Origin of the sequence: Swaminathania salitolerans (assembly GCF_007988945.1) — a bacterium.
Classification (GTDB): Bacteria; Pseudomonadota; Alphaproteobacteria; order Acetobacterales; family Acetobacteraceae; genus Swaminathania; species Swaminathania salitolerans.
Window position 1 is genome coordinate 60,430 of record NZ_BJVC01000007.1, and the last position, 19,345, is coordinate 79,774.

General features: G+C 63.1%; 14 protein-coding genes. 5 read left to right on the forward strand and 9 right to left on the reverse strand.

What is annotated here, in order from left to right; all coding sequences use genetic code 11:
• Positions 1-225: 225 nt before the first annotated feature.
• From hpnD to SSA02_RS12215, 5 genes are all read left to right on the forward strand, one after another.
• Positions 226-1,095 carry a presqualene diphosphate synthase HpnD gene (hpnD, locus tag SSA02_RS12195; protein WP_147094364.1) on the forward strand — a complete coding sequence of 290 codons (870 nt, stop codon included), beginning with the start codon at positions 226-228 and terminating at the stop codon, positions 1,093-1,095.
• A 3-nt stretch (positions 1,096-1,098) separates the two neighbouring features.
• On the forward strand, positions 1,099-2,385 hold the full coding sequence (hpnE, locus tag SSA02_RS12200) for a hydroxysqualene dehydroxylase HpnE (RefSeq protein WP_147094365.1): 1,287 nt from the start codon (positions 1,099-1,101) through the stop codon (positions 2,383-2,385).
• Between the two features lie 110 nt (positions 2,386-2,495).
• Positions 2,496-4,418: a squalene--hopene cyclase gene (gene shc / locus SSA02_RS12205; protein ID WP_246103906.1), complete on the forward strand. Its 1,923-nt coding sequence runs from the start codon at positions 2,496-2,498 to the stop codon at positions 4,416-4,418.
• Between the two features lie 2 nt (positions 4,419-4,420).
• Positions 4,421-5,107, forward strand: a complete 687-nt coding sequence (locus SSA02_RS12210) for a nucleoside phosphorylase-I family protein (protein WP_246103902.1) — start codon at positions 4,421-4,423, stop codon at positions 5,105-5,107.
• Between the two features lie 481 nt (positions 5,108-5,588).
• Complete coding sequence (locus SSA02_RS12215) at positions 5,589-6,749, forward strand: iron-containing alcohol dehydrogenase (RefSeq protein ID WP_147094367.1); 1,161 nt, start codon at positions 5,589-5,591, stop codon at positions 6,747-6,749.
• 43 nt (positions 6,750-6,792) lie between these two features.
• On the opposite strand, the gene SSA02_RS12220 is transcribed toward SSA02_RS12215, so the two are convergent.
• From SSA02_RS12220 to SSA02_RS12260, 9 genes are all read right to left on the reverse strand, one after another.
• Positions 6,793-8,151: an NCS2 family permease gene (locus SSA02_RS12220; protein ID WP_147094368.1), complete on the reverse strand. Its 1,359-nt coding sequence runs from the start codon at positions 8,149-8,151 to the stop codon at positions 6,793-6,795.
• A gap of 145 nt (positions 8,152-8,296) precedes the next feature.
• Positions 8,297-9,550: an alkaline phosphatase family protein gene (locus SSA02_RS12225; protein ID WP_147094369.1), complete on the reverse strand. Its 1,254-nt coding sequence runs from the start codon at positions 9,548-9,550 to the stop codon at positions 8,297-8,299.
• Between the two features lie 49 nt (positions 9,551-9,599).
• Positions 9,600-11,834 (reverse strand): AsmA family protein, encoded by a 2,235-nt coding sequence (locus tag SSA02_RS12230; RefSeq protein ID WP_147094370.1) that lies wholly within the window; start codon positions 11,832-11,834, stop codon positions 9,600-9,602.
• Between the two features lie 99 nt (positions 11,835-11,933).
• Positions 11,934-13,469, reverse strand: a complete 1,536-nt coding sequence (locus SSA02_RS12235) for a glycosyltransferase family 2 protein (RefSeq protein ID WP_147094371.1) — start codon at positions 13,467-13,469, stop codon at positions 11,934-11,936.
• 52 nt (positions 13,470-13,521) lie between these two features.
• The gene (lepA, locus tag SSA02_RS12240; protein ID WP_147094393.1) at positions 13,522-15,324 is read right to left on the reverse strand and encodes a translation elongation factor 4; all 1,803 of its coding nucleotides are present in this window, start codon (positions 15,322-15,324) and stop codon (positions 13,522-13,524) included.
• 77 nt (positions 15,325-15,401) lie between these two features.
• Positions 15,402-16,406: a peptidoglycan -binding protein gene (locus SSA02_RS12245; protein ID WP_147094372.1), complete on the reverse strand. Its 1,005-nt coding sequence runs from the start codon at positions 16,404-16,406 to the stop codon at positions 15,402-15,404.
• A gap of 13 nt (positions 16,407-16,419) precedes the next feature.
• Entirely contained in the window at positions 16,420-17,583 is a 1,164-nt protein-coding gene (locus SSA02_RS12250) for a flagellar motor protein MotA (protein WP_147094373.1), read from the reverse strand.
• Positions 17,580-18,359, reverse strand: coding sequence for an OmpA family protein (locus SSA02_RS12255; RefSeq protein WP_147094374.1), 780 nt, complete (start codon positions 18,357-18,359; stop codon positions 17,580-17,582). Before SSA02_RS12255 ends, SSA02_RS12250 begins: the two co-directional genes overlap by 4 nt.
• A gap of 79 nt (positions 18,360-18,438) precedes the next feature.
• Positions 18,439-19,269: an inositol monophosphatase family protein gene (locus tag SSA02_RS12260; protein ID WP_147094375.1), complete on the reverse strand. Its 831-nt coding sequence runs from the start codon at positions 19,267-19,269 to the stop codon at positions 18,439-18,441.
• Positions 19,270-19,345: the final 76 nt, after the last annotated feature.

The window sequence follows — 19,345 nt, forward strand, 5'->3', positions numbered from 1 at the left end:
CGGCGATGACCGGAAGGAGAGAGTCATTCGTTACGTTTGTCAAATCATTTTGTTGCGCCATCCAGCGCCGCAGGAAGAACGATATTCCCCTGTTCCGACCCTCGATGGGGACCAGGGCGAGGGATGGGGGAAAGGGGATCGGCACATCCGGTACGGCACGGATTTTACGCTTCGTCTTTTTGGGAGTAAAAGGCGCTCCGTTTTGCATGCAACAGGGATGACGCGGTGAGCGGATTTCATCAGGAAGCGGTTCTGGGCTGTTCACAGGCCGATCTGGAGCACGTCCGCGCCATTGTGAGCCAGGCCGGGACGTCCTTCGCCAGAGGTATGAAGATCCTGCCCGCCGAGCGGCGTTACGGCATGTTCGCCGTCTATGCCTTCTGCCGGGAAGTGGACGATATCGCCGATGGCGATGTGGATGTACCCGACCGCGCTGCGGCGCTCGAGGCGTGGCACGCGCGTGTCGAGCGTCTGTATCGTGGCGAGGCGCGGGGCGCGCTCGATCGGGTGCTCGTGGCAGCGCTGACGCGATTCAGGTTGCGCAAGGAGGATTTCGCGGCGGTCATCGACGGGATGGCCATGGATGCCGGGACGCCGGTCGTCGCCCCCGATGAATCGACGCTCGATCTCTATTGCGACCGCGTGGCCTCTGCCGTCGGCCGTCTGTCGGTCCGGGTATTCGGCGATTCATCTCCCGATGCCGATCGTGTGGCGCATCATCTCGGTCGGGCGCTCCAGCTCACCAATATCCTGCGCGACGTCCAGGAAGATGCGGATCGCGGGCGTCTCTATCTCCCGCGGGAATTGCTGACGCGTTACAATGTTCCTCTCGTGCCCGCGGATGCCTTGTATGCCCGCGGTCTCGATCCGCTGTGCAGGATTCTCGCTGCCCGGGCGAAGGATCATTTCCGCGAGGCCCGATCCGCGATGAGATCGTGCGATCCCGTTGCCATGCGGCCTGCGAGAATGATGGCCGCATCGTATGGCCCCGTTCTCTCGAAACTTCTCGCACGCGGCTGGGTCCATCCCGATCGCCCCGTGCATGTGAACAAGGCCTTGCGCCTGATTCGTGCCCTCGTTGCTTATGTCCGCTGATTCATGACCCATGTTCATATCATAGGCGGGGGACTGGCCGGCCTCTCGGCGGCGATCGATGTCATCGGTCGTGCCCGGGTGACGGTGTATGAATCCGGCCCTGCCTGCGGTGGCCGGGCGCGTTCCTATTTCGACAAGGCACTCGGATGCCGCATCGATAACGGCAATCATCTTCTTCTCTCGGCCAACAAGGCCACGTTCCGCTATCTCGGGCTGATCGGGGCCGAGAAGAGCCTGACCGGACCGGGCACGCCTGTTTTCCCCTGGTACGATCTCGAGGCCGGTCTGGGCTGGACCTTGCGTCTGTCGCGGGGACGTCTGCCGCTCTGGGCGCTTTCCCGGCGTCGTCATGTTCCCGGCATGCGGCTTTCAGAACTCGGCATTCTGGCGAAGATCCTGCGCGCCGGACCGGATGCGACCGTCGAGACCTGCCTCGGTCGGGGGATGCTCACGCGACGTCTGCTCGAGCCGTTTGCCGTTTCCGCGCTGAATACGCCGCTCGATCAGGCAAGCGCCGCACTCCTTGCCGCCATCATCCGCGAAACCCTGGCTCTCGGCGGCGAGGCCTGCTGTCCGTGGTATCCGGCCGAAGGATTGTCCGAGAGCTTCATCGATCCTGCCATTGCCCACATCGCCCGTCTGCAGGGAGAGGTTCGTTGCGGCGCGCGCATCTCGGGGCTCGATATTTCGGGGGGGCGGGTCGTCGGTCTGAAGAACGGAGACGAGACGATTCCGCTCGGCCCGGAAGATCACGTCGTTTCTGCCGTGCCTGCGCCCGTGGCCCGTACGCTCGTGGGGCCGCATCTGCCCGGTTTCTCCGCCCCGGATGAATTCGAGAGCATCATCAACGTCCATTACCGTCTGCCCGAACCTGTCGAGACTCGAGGTGTTCTCGATCGGGCGGGATTCGTCGGGCTCGTCGGCGGTATCGCGGAGTGGGTCTATCTCAAGGGCGAAATTCTTTCCGTGACTGTCAGTGCGGCAAATCGCTATGCTGGGCATGCACATCCGGATCTGATCGCAACGATCTGGTCGGAAATCCGCAGGGCGATAGGACCGGTCGCGATCCGGCCCCTTCCCGAGGCGGCTCCGCCCGCGCGTATCGTCTGCGAGAAACGGGCAACCTTCGCCGCGACTCCGGCGCAGGATCGTCTGCGACCGGATGCGCGTACGGATATTTCCAATCTGGCACTGGCCGGGGACTGGACCGCGACGGGGCTGCCCTCGACCATCGAGGGGGCGATCCGCTCGGGAAGTGAAGCGGTGAAGGCTCTGGGCCTGGTGTCGTGATGTCGCGTTCGAACTGCAAGAGAAACAAGAGAAGAGGATAAGGGCGGTCCATGCTGATCTATTCCGACGTTCTGGAGCGTCATGAGGCCGTAAGCCCGGCCGAGACGGATATGAGCCAGGTGCGTCAGGCTATCGACGCTGCCCATGCCGCCTTGTCCGAGCGGCAGAACGACGACGGACACTGGGTGTTCGAGCTCGAGGCCGACGCCACGATTCCTGCCGAATATGTCCTGCTCGAGCATTATCTCGATCGGATCGACGACGAGAAACAGGCCCGTATCGGGGTGTATCTGCGTCGTATCCAGGGAGCACATGGCGGCTGGCCTCTCTATCACGATGGCGGTTTCGACCTCTCGGCTTCGGTCAAGGCCTATTTCGCCCTCAAGGCCATCGGAGACGATATCGACGCACCGCATATGAAGCGTGCGCGAGAAGCCATTCTCGATCGCGGGGGGGCGGCGCGCACCAATGTCTTCACGCGGATTCAGATGGCCCTGTTCGGCGAAGTGCCCTGGCGCGCGACGCCGGTCATGCCGGTCGAGCTGATGCTCATGCCCAAGGCGGCGCTGTTTTCCATGTGGAACATGTCGTACTGGTCGCGAAGCGTCGTCGCGCCGCTTCTGGTGCTGCGTTCTCTCGAACCAACGGCCATCAATCCGCGCAACATCCATATCCAGGAGCTTTTCGTGACTCCGCCGGATGAGGTGAAGGACTGGATCCGGGGACCCTATCGCTCGATCTGGGGGCATGTTTTCAAGAAGGTCGATACGGTGCTCCGGCCGATAGAGCCCCATTTCCCGCCGGGATTGCGCAAGAAGGCGATCAGGGCGGCCATCGATTTCATCGAGCCCCGGCTCGGTGAGGGCGGGCTCGGTGCGATCTACCCGGCGATGGCCAATGTCGTGATGATGTATCGTGCGATGGGTGTCGCCGACACGGATCCGCGCGTCGAGCTGGCATGGAAGGGTATCCAGGATCTTCTGGTGAGCAATGGTGACGAGACCTATTGCCAGCCTTGCGTCTCTCCCGTCTGGGATACGGGGTTGTCCGGCCTGGCCATGGCGGAGGCCTCTTCCGGGCCGCAAGCGACACGCCCTGCCGAGACCCGCGAGAAGCTCCGGCGCAGCATGGACTGGTTGCGCCAAAGGCAGATCCTGGACGTAAAGGGCGACTGGGCGATCAACTGCCCCGATGTCCGGCCCGGAGGATGGGCATTCCAGTACGAAAACGACTATTATCCCGATGTCGACGACACGGCGGTCGTCGGGATGCTGCTGAACCGCGAGGACCCCGAGGGGAACCGGGAGGCAATTGCGCGTGCCCGCGAATGGATCGTGGGAATGCAGAGTACGAATGGCGGCTGGGGTGCCTTCGACATCGATAACGATCTCGATGCCCTGAATCATATTCCCTTCGCCGATCACGGGGCGCTACTCGATCCGCCCACGGCGGACGTGTCGGCACGCTGCGTCTCTTTCCTGTCGGAGCTGGGTTATGCCGAGGATGCGCCCGTCATCGAGAAGGGGCTGGCCTATCTGCGCCGGGAGCAGGAACCGGAAGGCTGCTGGTTCGGTCGTTGGGGTACGAATTACATCTACGGCACATGGTCGGTTCTCTGCGCCTATAACGTCGCTGGCATCGCCCATGACGATCCTTCGGTCATGCGCGCGGTCGAATGGCTCGAGAGCGTGCAGCGGCCGGATGGCGGCTGGGGCGAGGATTGCGCTTCGTATGAGGGCGCGACCCCGGGGGAATACGATACGAGCCTGCCGACCCAGACGGCCTGGGCCGTTCTCGGGCTGATGGCGGTCGGACGTCGCGAGACCCCCGCCGTGCAGCGCGGTATCGCCTATCTCGTTTCGCAGCAGGACGAGAAAGGGGAGTGGCAGGAGCAGCCTTATAACGCCGTCGGATTTCCGAAGGTCTTTTATCTGCGCTATCATGGATACAAGCAGTTCTTCCCCCTCATGGCCCTGTCGCGTTTCCGGAACCTCGGACTGAGCAATTCCGGACGGGTCGAGCACGGGTTCTGACGATGCTCGGTATTCTCGTCGGGCTGAAGGCGGAGGCGCGGCTCATACGTCCGTTCTTTCCGAAGGCGCCGATCGCTCTCAGCGGTGCCACCGCCGATGGCGCACGGGAAGGGACGGCCCGGCTGGTCGCAGCCGGTGCGACGCGCCTTCTGTCTTTCGGCTGCGCTGCGGGGCTCGCGCCGGGTCTCCTTCCGGGGCAGATCGTCGTTCCGGAATGGGTGCAGGTCGACGGGCGCCGTTTCGATGCGTCTGCCGTCCTGCGCTCCGGTTTCGGAGCGGAGCGCTCCGATGCCCTTGCAGGCGGGCTTCTGCACAGTGACAGCATCATCCGGACCGCCGCGGAGAAGGCGGAACTATACGCGCAGACAGACTGCGTGGCGGTGGATATGGAGAGCGGTTTCGTTGCGCGCTCGGGACTGGATTTTGCGGTCCTGCGCGTCGTTTGCGACGATTCGCGGCGGGATTTGCCACCTGTTGCCTGCGATGTGCTGGCAGAAGGGCGGATTGCTGCGGGGAGGCTTTTCGGTGGATTGATGCGCGATCCTGCGCAGATCGGGGGGCTGATCGCTTTGGGGCGCGATGCGGCGCGGGCGCGCTCATCCCTCGACCGATTTCTGCAGGGGCTCTCGGCGCAGGGGGTCATGCAGACGATGGGATTTTCGCAGACGATTCCGGGAGATACTCTCTGACCGACCGCGCGCGCGATGCGCGGCTTTGCGGCCCTGCATCTGTCCCCGGTTCTGCATCTGTCTTTGGCGCTCGCTGACGAGGGAGAGGCTGTTCGAAGAGCAACAGGGCCGAGTCATACCGTCGAGGGCGGAGGTGATACCGGGGAAGTTTTGCATCACGCTCCCGGTATCACGCCTATCTTGAACAGCAATACTGTGTTCAAAAATAGGCAAAATGATTAAAACACCCTTTATCCACTATTTTTTAGCAAAAAAAATTTGCTCCACCATTTTGCCGAAGCAGTAATCCTCGCGAGTATGGCTCCAAGAATGGTCACAATGCCATGAGGGACCGTGTAAAAGGACCTTCTGCGAACCGGGATATGGCAAAACATGTCTGCAGGTGGCTCCCATGCCGGAGTCGTCCCCGGACATGGCGCGTTCTGCCGGTCGATGTCGTCCTCCAGCCAGCCATGTTCCCTCATCGAGGAGTTCATGGATCATGACGTTCAATGCCTTCGAATTTCGCACGGTCGCAAGTATCGAGATGGCCTGGGAAGGGGCGTCCCGTCTCGGGGAGCGTCTCGTCGCCCTGTTCGGTCACAGGCGCGTTCTGATGATCACCGATGCCGGGCTCGTGAAGACGGGGCTCGTCGGCCCGGTCGAGGAGAGCCTCAAGCGGGCCGGTCTGGATGTCGTTCTTTTTGACAGCGTGACAGCAGATCCGCCGGAAGAGGTCGTTCTTGCCTGCGTGAAGCAGGGGCGCGAGGCAGGCGCAGGGATCGTTCTGGGGCTGGGTGGCGGATCGTCGCTCGACGTGGCGAAGGTTGCAGCCATCTGTCTCGGGTCCGATCAGCCTCTGGAGGAGATGTACGGTGTCGACAGGGTCCGCGGGACACGTCTGCCTCTCGTCCTCGTGCCCACGACCGCCGGAACCGGGTCGGAAGTCACGAATGTCGCGGTGATCACCCGCGACGGAACGACGAAGATGGGGGTGGTGGCGACACAGCTCTATGCCGATCATGTCCTGCTCGATGCTGCCCTGACTCTCGGACTACCGCCGTTGCACACGGCTGCGACAGGGATCGACGCGATGGTCCATGCGATCGAGGCCTATACGGGAAAGATCCGGAAGAACCCGCTCTCGGACAGGTTGGCCCTGTCGGCGCTTCCCATGCTCGGCGCCAATCTGGTGAAGGCCTGCCGGGTGCCGTCGGATCGGGCCGCGCGCGAGGCGATGCTTCTCGGCGCCATGCTGGCCGGTCAGGCATTTGCCAATTCCCCGGTCGGCCTCGTTCATGGCATGGCCTATCCTCTCGGCGGGTTCTTTCATGTGCCGCACGGCCTCTCCAACGCCCTCATGCTGGGCCCGGTTCTGAGGTTCAATGCTGTCGTGGCGGCCCCCCTCTATGCGGAGCTGGCTTTGGCGATGGGGGTCTCGCAGGGCGGTACGCAGGCACAGCAGGCAGAGGCGTTCATCTCGTTCATGGAAACGCTCATGGAAGAGAGCGGATTACCGAGGCGGTTGCGGGATGTGGGCGTGACAGAGGATGCGATCGGGAAGCTCGCCGCCGATGCGATCACGCACCAGCGGGTGCTCGTCAATAATCCGCGCTCCGTCACGGAGGAGGAGATGAGAAGCCTTTATCGACAGGCTTTCTGATCTCCGGCCGGGATGAAAGACGCCCCCGCACGAGAGGGGCGGTTCAGCCCTGTCCGAGACCGGTGCGTGTGGTCAGAAAAAGATAGAAGAGAAAGACGAGGTCGAGCCCGAGTACCATGGGGGTAAGCCGGACGAATTGCCGGCTGACCAGGAGAAGCGTGCTGTAGAACAGAAGACCGAGCGCGAGACTGATCATGAAATTGCCGGTGAGAACCGCAATGAGAAGCATGAAAGCCGGGGTGAGCAGGGCCTCACGCGATGCGCTGGCTGCCTGTCCGAGGGCCGAGAGCATACCCAGGCCGACCAGAATGAGCACGGGGGCCGTCGCTTCTGGCGGGATCATGACGATCAGGGGCCAGAAGACGGAGGAAGCGGCGAAAAGAACGGCCACGACGAGCGCGGTCAGCCCCGTTCTTCCTCCGGCCTCGACACCGACGAGGCTCTCCACATAGGCCGAGACGGTGCTGGTTCCGAGCGCGCTTCCGATCACGCTGGCGGAGCCGTCGGCGGCGAAGGCGGCGCGACCCAGCAGGGTCGTGCCATCGGGGCGGGTCAGACGCGCGCGGTTTGCGACGCTGTACATCGTGCCGGTGGCGTCGAAGAAATCACTGATGAGAAAATAGAGCGTGATGGGCAGGAGGACTTCGAGATGGGAGAAGAAGTCGCCGAAATTGAACGGAAAGAGGAGATGCGTCGGATAATGCGGCCAGTCGACGGGCTGCGCCGGTAGCGTCGTGATCGCTGCACCGTTGCGGTGAACGAAGAGGCTCAGCAGCGTCACGCCAAGAATCGAGACGAGCATTCCGGCCGGTACGCGCAGCACGAGAAGCGACCCGGCGAGAAAGATGCCGAAAAGCGTGAGCAGGACCGACGGATCGCTCAGGGAGCCGAAATGGAAGCCGTCGGAGGTCGGCACGGCGAGCTTGCCTGTCACCATGCCGATACGGGCGATGAAGATGCCGATCGCGACCTGGATCCCGAGGACGATCGGTTCAGGAAAAGCCTGGATGATGCGATGTCGCATTCTGGTGACGGAGAGACAGGTAAAGGCGACACCGCCGAGCAGGACGATGGTGAATGCCGTACGGACATCCACATGCATCTGGTGCACCACGATCTGCGCGAAAATCGCGTTGCTGCTCATGGCCGGGGCGAGAGCGATCGGCATATTGGCGAAGATCGCCATCAGCAACGTGCCGCAGACCGCAGCGGCGATGGTCGTCATGATCATGTCGTGCGGCGCCAGGCCCGCCTGCGTCATGATCGCGGGATTGACGGCCATGATATAGGCCATGGCACCGAAAGTCGTCAGTCCTGCGAGTATCTCCCTGTTGACGGTGGAGCCGCGCTGCCCGATCCGGAAGCGTCTGTCGAGCCAGGAGGAGAAGGGAGAAAGGGACACGTATCGCGAACTCCGGGCATGTGACAGGCGTGAGGCTTGTTCTAGGAGCGGAACCACCCCGACGACAAGGGGGCATGGCAGCGCGCCCCGATCGCCCACGATCCTTCCGCGATGGATCCGGCGCCCCGCATTTGCCGAGCCGGTCTTACTGGATCGCCCTGTAGATATCGTGCAATCCGCTCTGCAGGGGAGCCAGGGACCCGTCCGAAGGCAGGGGCAGCAAGCCGAGAAGCATCATCACGAGCGGATAGACATCCACGTTCTCGATCGGGGGCAGGGTCTTGTGCGACAGGAAGGCGGGGCCAGAGGCGAGGAAGAGGGCCGTCATGTCGGGCGCTGCATTGTCATAGCCATGACCGCCCGCATTGAGATGATCGTGCGGGTCGCGGATCAGGCTCCAGCCGGGATCGGCCAGGCAGAGATAGGCCGGTACACGCGGGTTGCTCCCGTAATGCAGGCGCTCGGGTATCGCGTCCCTGGGCCAGCAGGCGACATGGGGGTGCGGTCTGGACAGCGCTCTTGCGAGCTCGCGTTCATGACCCGGGGTCGGGTTGAGCCCCGCATAGGACCCTGAGGTCACGACCGACATGGCGTTGCCCGGGGCGAGGCTGGTCAGAAGAATCGTTCTCTTCGGGCTGAGCGCCGTCATGCCGTGATCGGAGACGATGATGATGTTGGCTGCGACGTGGCGCTGGGCCAGCCCGGCGAAAAGCAGGGAAAGCGCGTGATCCACCTCGCGTATGGCAGCGCGGGTCTGAGGCGATTCGGGGCCGGATTTATGACCGGCGTGATCGACGCCGTCGAAATAGAGCAAGGAAAGAGCCGGGTGTCTGGTTTTCGCGGGATCGAACCAGGAAAGCACGGTCTCGACGCGGCTCTCCGGCGTCCGTCTGGCGTCGAAATGATACCAGATATCGGGGCGCGTGTTCAGGATCGGCACGTCGGAGCCCGGCCAGAACATGACGGCGGTCATCAATCCGTGCATCTGCGCTGTCACCCAGGCAGGCGTACCGCCATTCCACCAGCGGGGATCGTCGAGCCCGGTCTGTCGACCGACGCTGAAGATCTCACCGGGAATATCCGGATCCGTCATGACATTCCCCACGATGCCGTGGTGATCGGGCCTGAGCCCGGTGACCAGGGTATAGTGATTGGGGAAGGTGACGGAGGGAAAGGAGGGGTGCATCGCGGCCGTTACGCCGCTCAGCGCGAAGGCATCCAGTGCAGGCGTATCGCCGCGATGCAGATAATCGGGGCGAAAGCCGTCGATCGAGACCAGAATGACCGGCGGCAGACCGGTCTGGTTGTCCTGTCCGCTGGAGACAGGCGGCGAATCGCAGCCGGAAAGACCCGGAAGAACGGCCAGAAGAACGGACAGGAAAACGAGATAGCGCGCCATCCGGCCAGACTGGCAGGGCGGCGCGCGTCGATCAATCCTCTGGACGGTGTCAGTTCTGTTTCAGCCGCTTTTCCCACACGGCATGGATCTGCTCGGGAGTCAGGTGCTTGCCATTCGCGTGAGCGTTCTTGCCATGGGCGTTTCCGCCGTTGTGACGATGCTTGCCGTGAGACGGATGGGCGCCATGCGCTCCGGAGGAGGCGGAGGGGCTTACCGTCGCTTTGCCCGATCCTGTGGTGGCGCCGGGCTTCACGCCTGCTGCAGGGTGGGTGTCCGCCTGCTTCAGGGCGTCCTCGCAGGCGCTTCCCTTGCCGACACCGAACTGGATCGTAGGCAGGAGCACGGCAGGGGGGAAGGCCACGGCCAGGGCTGCCGTTGCAGCCGCTCTGCCGACGATCTCAGCGCCCGGAACGATGTCGGGACTGGCCAGCGGGCCGGAGATATTGACCCGTCCCGGGAAGGACAGGACGTTGAAACCGGTCGAACGGGTGGTGACATGGTAGTCGAGGGTCTCGTTCCGCAGATTGACCGTGCCTCCACCGAGTGTGCGCGTATTGTTCGTCATGAGCAGGAAGGAGTTCGTGCTCAGGATACCGTTGCGCAGCGGCATGTCGGCGACGAAACAGCGAAGATCCGAACGCTGGGGGATGCCGAGTGCGGAAAGGATGGCGCTTCCGACCTTGAGACCCATGAGATCGGGCAGCAGGGCGGAGACGTCTCCTCCATGGTCGACGACGAGCGTCACGCCGCCATCGCCATTGCCGAGCAGGGAGGCGATCGAATTTCCCGTGGAGGAGAGCGTGACATGCCCGCCGAGCGTCCCTTCTCCCTTGAAGGTGTGGGTCGCCTTCATCAGGCGCTGGATGGAGAGGCGAGAGACATCGACCTTGAAATGGGTCTTGAACTGATCGTTCTTCGTGGGGTCGAGCGCGCCGGACATGGCGAGCGTCCCGTTTCCGACGGCGAAATCGAGCTTGCCGATCGTGATGGCACCGTCATGGATCGTGATGTCGGCGACGATATCGTCGAGGGGCATATCCCGGTTTTCGATATGTTTGCCGTCATAGGTGAGATGGGCGTTGACCGCGTTGAGCTTCGGCACGTTGATCGGCGTAGAGGGCAGGATACGGTCGCTCTTCTTTGCTTTCCGGCTCTCCTGATCGCCGGGCTTCGCGCCGATGAATCCTCCCAGATCCTTCAGATCGACATTGCGCGAGTGAAGGGCGGCATCGACCTTCATGGGCTTCTCTCTCGGCTCGACGGAGATGGTGCCACCGATATCGGATGACCCCATCTTCCCCGAAAAATCCGTGAAACGGATCTGGGTCGCGGTATAGTCGAGATGGCCGGACACGTTATAGGCCGGGGTATGCGGGATGGGGATGCCGGTCAGGCCGTAGAGCAGGGCCATGTCGGGGCCTGCGAAATGAAGAACGAGCTTGGTACCCTTGAAGTGGAGGGGGTCGTTGACGCTCCCTTTCAGGGTCATATAGGTGGGGCCGTTCTCGATACGGGCATCGACCGGATAGGGTTTGTCCGAATCGGTCAGGGCGAGGAGAGAGCCGCTCACGATATGTCCGGTGATCGGCGCGCGGGTGTAGCGTCCCTTCAGATCGACCACGATCGTCGCGTCCTTGCCTTTCTCCTCCGGCGTCGTGTGAATGAGGACATGCATGTCGGTTGCGAGTTTGGCCAGAGCGACCCTGATATCGCCCCCGGTGATCGAGACCTCGCCGATTTTGGGGAGGGGCGCCGGATCGGAGCCGGACGTGGCCTTGGCGGGTTTCGCGTCGGGATCGGAGAAGGTGTAGTTGTTGCGTCCATCGGCGAGCGAGACGATATCGCCCTTCGGTGTATCGAGGGCGATGAGCGGGACCTCTATTCCCTTGCCGGTCAGATAGCGCCAGACGTTGAACGAGACTGTTGCCTTTCTGGCGCTGGCGAAAAGCTCTTTCTCCTTCTCGAAGCCTTTCGGTTGTTCGATCCTGAGATCGTCCACCGATACGGTCGTCGTGAAGCCGGGGCTCACATGCAGATGAGCGATCGAGACCGGACGATGCAGGGCGGCGCTGGCGCGACGATTGACGAGCGGAACGAACCAGTCCCAGTTCCAGAACAGGATCAGCAATACGATCAGGACCGCGAGGACGCCTGACACGATCGCGAGCGCACGTCTGACGGGGCGACGCGGTCTCTTCTGTGAGGGGGTTCCTGGATCTGTCACGCGCGCCGCCTTTTCTTTTTTCGATTCGGGTGAGGCGACCCGGTTGGACCGGGGAGCCATTCCCTAGATTACGAAAATGCAGGGTGCGAGTTCCTCCGGTCCGCCTTCATCCACGGCTGGGCGGCGGCGTATCCGGACGTGAGATTCAGGGCAGGAGATTCACGGCAGGAGAAGCCAGAGTGGCACGAGGCCGGGGAAATGCAGGGCGAGCATCCTGCGCGCCTCGGGCGCAAGATGGGCGATGGCGCAGCTTATCGCGTCAGCGTGCGGCGCTTGCAGGATATCGATCCCGAGGCAGAAATCCCGCAATCCGTCGCCGAAGCTGCGCAGGGTCCGGTACGGGCGGAACGCTGTCTCGGTGGCCCGGTCCATCGGGTGAGAGACGAGGGAAAGCGTTGCGGGGAGGGTGGCCAGGAGAAGGGGGAGGCCCTCCGGCGACCGACCGAGAAACGCGCCTTCCGGTGCGAGACGGATATGGACGTGACGATGCGGTTCGGGGCGCTCGTCCGCCGGTCGGGCCGGGGCCGCATCGATGAGAACCGGCAGCCATGAAGCGAGCGCCGGATTGTCCGGGAGAAGTGCGGCAGTGTCCGGCAAGTGGAGTATGCCGCGTTGCATGCCGGGAGCGGGGGCCTCTTCCGGGGAGGCGGAATCGAGGATGAGCCATACGGGAACGACTCCCCCGGTTCCTGCTGCGGCGAAGACGAGCGAGCCGGTGCGCTCATCGAATGAGAGCAGCGCCCCGGTCTCATCTGCGAGGGTGGCTCGTTCCAGCGTGTGTGCCGGTATGTGACCCTGAGGCCGGGTCTGCGAGGGGGAGCGGATCGTGAAAACGGTTTCCGCCAGAAAATCGTGGCTGCTCCGCCGGGTCTCCTGCCGGATGCGCCAGAAGAGCGTGTCCAACCCCTCGCGCCGGATCAGCCCCGCATTGCGACGCGTCGGTTCGAGAAAGCGAAGCGGCGCGCGGTCTTCCTCGTCGTTGCGGTTGTAATAGGTCCAGAGATCGGGGGGCGTCAGGTCCTTCGGCAGCCTCGAGAGACGCTGCGTATAATGCGCCATGTTCCGCGTGACATAATGCAGGATCCGAGCGCCCGGCCGGGACGGCCGAATACCCTGTATGTAGTCGCTCCCGTCCGATGCCCTGTAGCGGCCCGGATCGAGCGACCAGGCGTAACCATCTACCGGATGATCACGATAGCATTCAGGGCGGATGAAGCTCTTTCCCAGAACGTGGTCCGGAAAGTCCTGCGGTGCCCGGCGCGTATAGGCGGCGAGCGGCGCTTCGAGCGTGCGGGCGACATGTCCGTTTGCGCCGTAAACGCTCCAGTTGAGCGCGATTCCGTCTGCCTCGGGAAAGCGGTCCAGATAGGGGCCGATCTGCGCGTCCTCTTCCGGAAAGACATATTCGTCGCTCTCGAGGCAGATGACCCAGTCGAAACGGGATCTGCAGGCGCAGATGGACTCCATGAAGGCATCCGAGCGGCGCTCGGCATAGCTGTCCTTGACGGAGGTAACGCGATGCGTCTCGATCGGAAAGAGATGCGCGGCCGCCTGGACGCATTCCCATGTTCCATCATCGGATCGATCGTCATGGACGATCAGCCGGTCGAAACCGATCGCGATGTGATAGGCGAGCCACCAGCCGATATCGTCAGCATCGTTCCGGACGAAGAGAATGGCGGCGGCTTTGGCCATGAGACAGGAGACCCTTCTTGTTGTGGTTTGTCCCGATCGACGCCCTGTCGGGTCAGTCCATCTTCAATGCGGCGAGGAACGCGCTTTGCGGGATCTCGACCTTGCCGAACTGGCGCATGCGCTTCTTGCCCTCTTTCTGTTTCTCGAGCAGCTTGCGCTTGCGCGAGATGTCACCGCCATAGCATTTGGCCGTCACGTCTTTCGAGAGCGCTCCGAGGGTCTCGCGGGCGATGATGCGCGAGCCGATCGAAGCCTGGATGGCAATCTTGAACAGCTGACGCGGAATCAGATCCTTGAGCTTGCTGCAGATTGCCCGGCCGCGCGTCTCTGCGACGGTGCGATGCGCGACGAAAGCGAGGGCATCGACGGGCTCCTGATTGACCAGGATCGAGATACGGACGAGATCGCTCTCCTCGTAACCGTCCATCTGGTAATCGAAACTGGCATAACCGCGCGTGAGGGATTTGAGCCGGTCGTAGAAGTCGAACACCACCTCGTTGAGCGGAAGGCGATAGACCGCCATGGCACGATTGCCGACATAGGTCAGATCCATCTGGATCCCGCGGCGTTCGCTGCACAGGGTGAGCACGCTACCCAGATATTCGTCCTGGACCAGAATCGTGGCCTTGATCCAGGGTTCCTCGATTTTCTCGATCTTTGCGAGATCCGGCATATCCGCCGGGTTGTGCAGATCTTCCTGCGTTCCGTCGGTCATGTGCATCTTGTAGACCACGGAGGGTGCGGTTGCGATCAGATCGAGATTGAACTCGCGCGACAGACGTTCCTGGATGATTTCGAGATGCAGGAGTCCGAGAAAGCCGCAGCGGAAGCCGAAGCCCAGCGCCGCCGAGGTTTCTGCCTCGAAATGGAACGAGGCATCGTTGAGGCGCAGCTTGCCGAGGGAATCGCGCAGCTTCTCGAAATCGTCGGCATCGATCGGAAAGAGGCCGCACCACACTACGGGAATGGAAGGCTTGAACCCGGCCAGAGGCTGGGCCGCAGGCGTGCGGTCGAGCGTGACCGTGTCGCCGACCGCGACATCGGCCACGGTCTTGATCGCGGCATTGATATAGCCCATTTCGCCCGGGCCGAGCGAGTCGACGGGGGTCATCTTGGGCAGGAACACACCGACCTGATCGACGTGATAGGTGGATCCCGCCTGCATCATCCGGATCTTGTCCCCGCGACGCAGTGTGCCTTCCTTGATGCGGACGAGAATGATCACGCCGAGATAGGGGTCGTACCAGCTATCGACCAGAAGCGCCTGCAGGGGGGCTTCCGCGTTGCCTTCGGGCGGCGGCAGGCGTGTGACCAGCGCCTCGAGAACGCCCTCGATGTTGAGACCGGTCTTGGCCGAGACCTCGACCGCATCGTCGGCGGGTATGCCCACCACTTCCTCGATCTGGGCGCGCACACGCTCGACATCCGCAGCCGGAAGATCGACCTTGTTCAGAACCGGAACGATCTCGTGGTTCGCATCGATCGCCTGATAGACATTCGCGAGGGTCTGCGCCTCGACTCCCTGAGAGGCATCGACGACCAGAATGGACCCTTCGCAGGCGGCGAGGCTGCGGCTGACTTCATAGGCGAAATCGACATGGCCCGGCGTATCCATCAGATTGAGGATATAGGTCTTGCCGTCTTTTGCCGGATAGGTGAGGCGCACGGTCTGCGCCTTGATGGTGATCCCGCGCTCCTGCTCCAGCTCCATGTTATCGAGGATCTGGTCCTTCATTTCCCGGGCCGTGAGCGCACCGCAGGACTGGATCAGACGGTCAGCCAGGGTGGACTTTCCGTGATCGATATGCGCGATGATCGAGAAATTGCGGATCTGGGACAGGGGCGTTGCGGTCATGGCGCGATACATAAGCGATTGCGCCGATCTTGTCATTGGGGAGAAACCGGCGGCAGACGTTTTCTCCCCCCGCTCGTTCAGCGATCCGTCAGGCGGAATTCGATACGACGGTTGCGCGCGAAGGCAGCGGCCGTATTCGCCGGATCGAGAGGCTGGTAATCGGAAAATCCGGTCGCGGCGAGATGATGCGGATCGACCCCGGCCCTGATCAGGACCTTGACCACGGTGATGGCGCGCGCGCTCGACAGCTCCCAGTTGCTCGGGAAGGCGCTGTGGATGGGCTGTCTGTCGGCATGACCGTCGACTCTCAGGATCCACGGAACGTCGCCCGGGATCTGGCTCGAGACCTGCCGGAACGTATGGGCGAGGGCCGTGATTTCCTTCTCGCCTTCAGGGGTCAGCTCGGCGCTGCCCTGGGGAAACAGGATCGAGCTCTGGAAGACGAAGCGATCTCCGACGATCTCGACACCCTTCTGGTTCTTCAGGATGTCCCGCAGGCGTCCGAAGAACTCCGAGCGATAACGTTTGAGCTGATTGACCTTGTCCGCCAGGGCGACGTTCAGCCTCTTGCCCAGATCGTCGATCTTCTCGTCGCGCGCCGCAACATCCCTTTTCGCGATGTCGAGAGCCGCGCCGATCGCCTGGAGCTGACGGTTCAGCTCCTCGAGCTGCGATTTCAGCTCGGCGATGCTCGCCTGATCGGAGCGGGAGGCTTCACCGGCCGCTGCAAGAGCCTGCTCCTTTTCAGCGATCGTCCCGTTCAGGGTCGCGAGCTGCTGGGTCAGGGTATCGGCCTGTCGTCTGGCGCTGTCGCGATCCGTCGTGAGGCTGGCGACCATCGAATCGAGCTGGTGGTTTTTCTGCTCGGTCATCGAAAGCGTGTGCTGCAGGGCGGCAAGCTGCTGGCGGAGGGCGTCGAGGGAGTGGGTACGCCGGCTCAGGGCGACCGACAGGAATTGCTGCCCGAGGACGAAGACCAGCAGAACGAAGGTCACGACCATCAGAAGCGTGGACAGGGCATCCACATAACCGGGCCACGCATTGAGTTCGCCATGCGAACTCCGTCGGGAACGTCGCGCCATGATACCTGCCTTCCTACTGCCTGGTCGTGCCGGGGCCGGCGGGTGTCGTTGCGGCGATCGTGCGGGCGAGAACACGCAGATCGTTGCGGATCTCGCCGCTCATCTGGGCCCGTCCACTATGCAGTTCGTCGATCAGCCGCACGATATGCCCCTCGATGCGGCTGAACTGCTCGCGCCCCTCGCGTGCATCGTTGAAGGCTGCGGTGCCCGGGGTGGCGGCCTCGCCGACATGCTTGAGAAAGGGGCCGAGAAGAGCCTGACCCTCGGCCACGCGGGACATCATCTTCTGGTTCGCCTGCAGCAGGTCGGTCATGGCCTTCAGGCGTTCCTGCAGACCTTCCATGACCTGAAGCTGCTGCATACGGCTCTCCTCGCTGCGGGAGACGACATTCTGGAGCGTTTCGAGGTTTTCTGCCGTCTGTTCGAGCAGGGCCTGAACATAGGCGGGCACGGAGCCGTCACCGCCTTCCAGGATGGCGGAGCCGTGCTTGGTGATTCCGGCGAGCCATTCTTCGACCTCGTTGAAAAACCGGTTCTGGGCCTGTCCGGCATTGAGATCGAGAAAACCGAGAATGAGGGCGCCGGCGAGACCGAACATCGATCCGGAGAAGGCCGTGGCCATGCCCTTGAGCGGCTGGGCCAGACCGGATTTCAGCTGATCGAACATGGCATCGAGATTGCCATCGCCCACACTCATGCCGCCGATCACGCCCGCGATCGAACTCACCGTAAGAAGAAGGCCGTAGAACGTGCCGAGCAGACCCAGAAAGATCAGAAGGCTCGTCATGTAGCGCGAAATCTCACGCGATTCGTCCAGTCGACCGGACAGGGAATCGAGCGTGGCTTGGGTCGATTGCAGGGTCAGGGCAAGACGGCCCGACGTGCTGCGCGCCGCGAGATTGCGTGCGAGCGGGCCGAGAAGACGCGGAGGGGAAGGCTGGGCCAGTCCGGTCCGGTTGACCCGCAATTCCTCCACCCATCTGACCTCGGGCATGAGACGCTGGACGATCCGGAGATTCCAGAGAATGCCGATGAGCAGGACGAACAGGATGAGTCCGTCGAGCATCGGATTGGCGAAGAATGCTGCGTAGAGCGTTCTGCCCAGAAGGGCGACGACGGCGATGACGAGGCACAGGAAGATCCCCATGCGCAGGAGATAGATCGTCGGTCGGGTCATTGGGGTGCCTTGGGGGAGGGGGCTCCGAACTGGGCCTCGGAGCTTGGCACGGGTGCCGCGCCTTCGGCAACGATATCGAGGCGGTCGGGGGGCGTGACGCCTTCAGCGGCGAGCCCGGTCGCTCTGGGGTAGATTCTCGTCGTTGCGACACCGGCGCGGATCAGGATCGACCGGACGGCGAGCGCACGCGCCAGGGCGATGCGTCTCGGTGTGGAGAGATCCTCCGTACTGCCGCTGGCGCTCGACCAGAGCGTGACGCGCAGACCGGGCTGTGCCGCCAGTTTTCGGCCTTCCGCCGAGACGGCGTCGATCATGGCCTGTGTCATGGCGCTGCTATCGGGGGAAAAGAGAACGCGAAGCCCCTTCCCGACAGTCTGTGTCTCCCCCTTCGCATCGGCAGACGCCTTCACATCTTCCGGAGGGACCGGCGGATGGGTCGGGACCGGAACGGCAGGGGGGACGATGATGACAGGACGGGGCGGGGCGGCGGGAACGTCGGGAGGGGCGCCCACGCGCCGGGCCGCGGGCGCCTGCGGCGCCGGGGAGGACGGCTCGGCATGTGACGGTGCCGTGTGCGGCGACGCGTTTTGCGGCGTCACCTTATGTGGTGGCGTCTTGTGCGGGGATGTCTTCTGCGGAGGCGTCTTCTCTGGCGCGGCTGCCTTGGGCAGCGCGTCCTCGTTGATCGTGACCTGCGCCCGTGCGGGGGAGGCGGACAGCGGAGCGGCCGGAAGCACGGCCGAGAGCAGGAGGGAGTATAGGAGCGGCCGTTTCATGACCGCATCATCCTAATCGCCTCGCCCCGTTCCGGGCAATGGGGGAACGGGGTTTTCGTCTTTTGCTGCCTGACCGGTCTCAGGCCTTGCGCGTCAGTGCGTCGAGCACGATGGCGCGTATCGGACCATGCAGGTTGGCGTTCCCCGCGACGACCGTGACGTCGTTGTCCAGATCCGTGATCTCCAGCCCTTCAGGGTCGGTCGCATAGCCGCCGGCTTCACGCACGATCAGCAGCCCTGCGGCGCAATCCCAGGGTTTCAGCCCGATTTCCCAGAATGCCTCGTAACGTCCGGCGGCTACCCATGCCAGATCCAGCGCGGCGGCGCCGAAGCGGCGGAAGCCCGCGACATGCGGCATGAGCGCGGCGAGGGTGCGGCCGAAAGGCAGGCGGCGGTCAGCCGGTGTCTTGGCGAAGGGAATACCGGTGGCGATCAGCGATTCGGAGAGGTCGCGACGGGCGGAAACACGGATGCGGCGCTCATTGAGAAAGGCGCCGATGCCTTTCTCGGCCCAGAACATCTCGTTCGCTGCGGGGTTGTAGACCATCGCGGCGGCGATTTCGGTCGAGCCGTCGGGATGCCGGCGTTGCAACGCGATGGAAATCGCCCATTGCGGAATGCCGTGCAGGAAGTTCGACGTGCCGTCCAGCGGATCGACGATCCAGCGCCAGGTCCAGTTCTCGCCGCCCGATGTGCCGCTTTCCTCCATCAGGAAGGCATAGCCCGGACGGGCGCGGGCGAGTTCATCACGGATCGTCTGTTCGGCGCGCAGATCGGCCTGCGAGACGAAATCGCCCGGCCCCTTGATGCTGACCTGAAGTTGCTCGACTTCGGCGAAATCGCGCAGGAGGCGCTTGGCTGCCTTTTGCGCAGCATTCTGCATGACGGTCATATGCGGCGAGAGGCGCATGGCAAAAATCCTGATGAAAAACTGTGAAAGAGCAGGGGCGTCGGTCGGGGCGGGATCGCTACGGGCGCGATCCCGG

What these genes read in the sequence shown, in the direction of transcription:
- hpnE (WP_147094365.1), top strand. Translation starts at nt 1,099, where the DNA reads ATGACCCATGTTCATATCATAGGCGGGGGACTGGCCGGCCTCTCGGCG.
- shc (WP_246103906.1), top strand. Translation starts at nt 2,496, where the DNA reads ATGAGCCAGGTGCGTCAGGCTATCGACGCTGCCCATGCCGCCTTGTCC.
- SSA02_RS12210 (WP_246103902.1), top strand. Translation starts at nt 4,421, where the DNA reads ATGCTCGGTATTCTCGTCGGGCTGAAGGCGGAGGCGCGGCTCATACGT.
- SSA02_RS12215 (WP_147094367.1), top strand. Translation starts at nt 5,589, where the DNA reads ATGACGTTCAATGCCTTCGAATTTCGCACGGTCGCAAGTATCGAGATG.
- SSA02_RS12225 (WP_147094369.1), bottom strand. Translation starts at nt 9,550, where the DNA reads ATGGCGCGCTATCTCGTTTTCCTGTCCGTTCTTCTGGCCGTTCTTCCG.
- SSA02_RS12230 (WP_147094370.1), bottom strand. Translation starts at nt 11,834, where the DNA reads ATGGCTCCCCGGTCCAACCGGGTCGCCTCACCCGAATCGAAAAAAGAA.
- SSA02_RS12235 (WP_147094371.1), bottom strand. Translation starts at nt 13,469, where the DNA reads ATGGCCAAAGCCGCCGCCATTCTCTTCGTCCGGAACGATGCTGACGAT.
- lepA (WP_147094393.1), bottom strand. Translation starts at nt 15,324, where the DNA reads ATGACCGCAACGCCCCTGTCCCAGATCCGCAATTTCTCGATCATCGCG.
- SSA02_RS12245 (WP_147094372.1), bottom strand. Translation starts at nt 16,406, where the DNA reads ATGGCGCGACGTTCCCGACGGAGTTCGCATGGCGAACTCAATGCGTGG.
- SSA02_RS12250 (WP_147094373.1), bottom strand. Translation starts at nt 17,583, where the DNA reads ATGACCCGACCGACGATCTATCTCCTGCGCATGGGGATCTTCCTGTGC.
- SSA02_RS12255 (WP_147094374.1), bottom strand. Translation starts at nt 18,359, where the DNA reads ATGAAACGGCCGCTCCTATACTCCCTCCTGCTCTCGGCCGTGCTTCCG.
- SSA02_RS12260 (WP_147094375.1), bottom strand. Translation starts at nt 19,269, where the DNA reads ATGCGCCTCTCGCCGCATATGACCGTCATGCAGAATGCTGCGCAAAAG.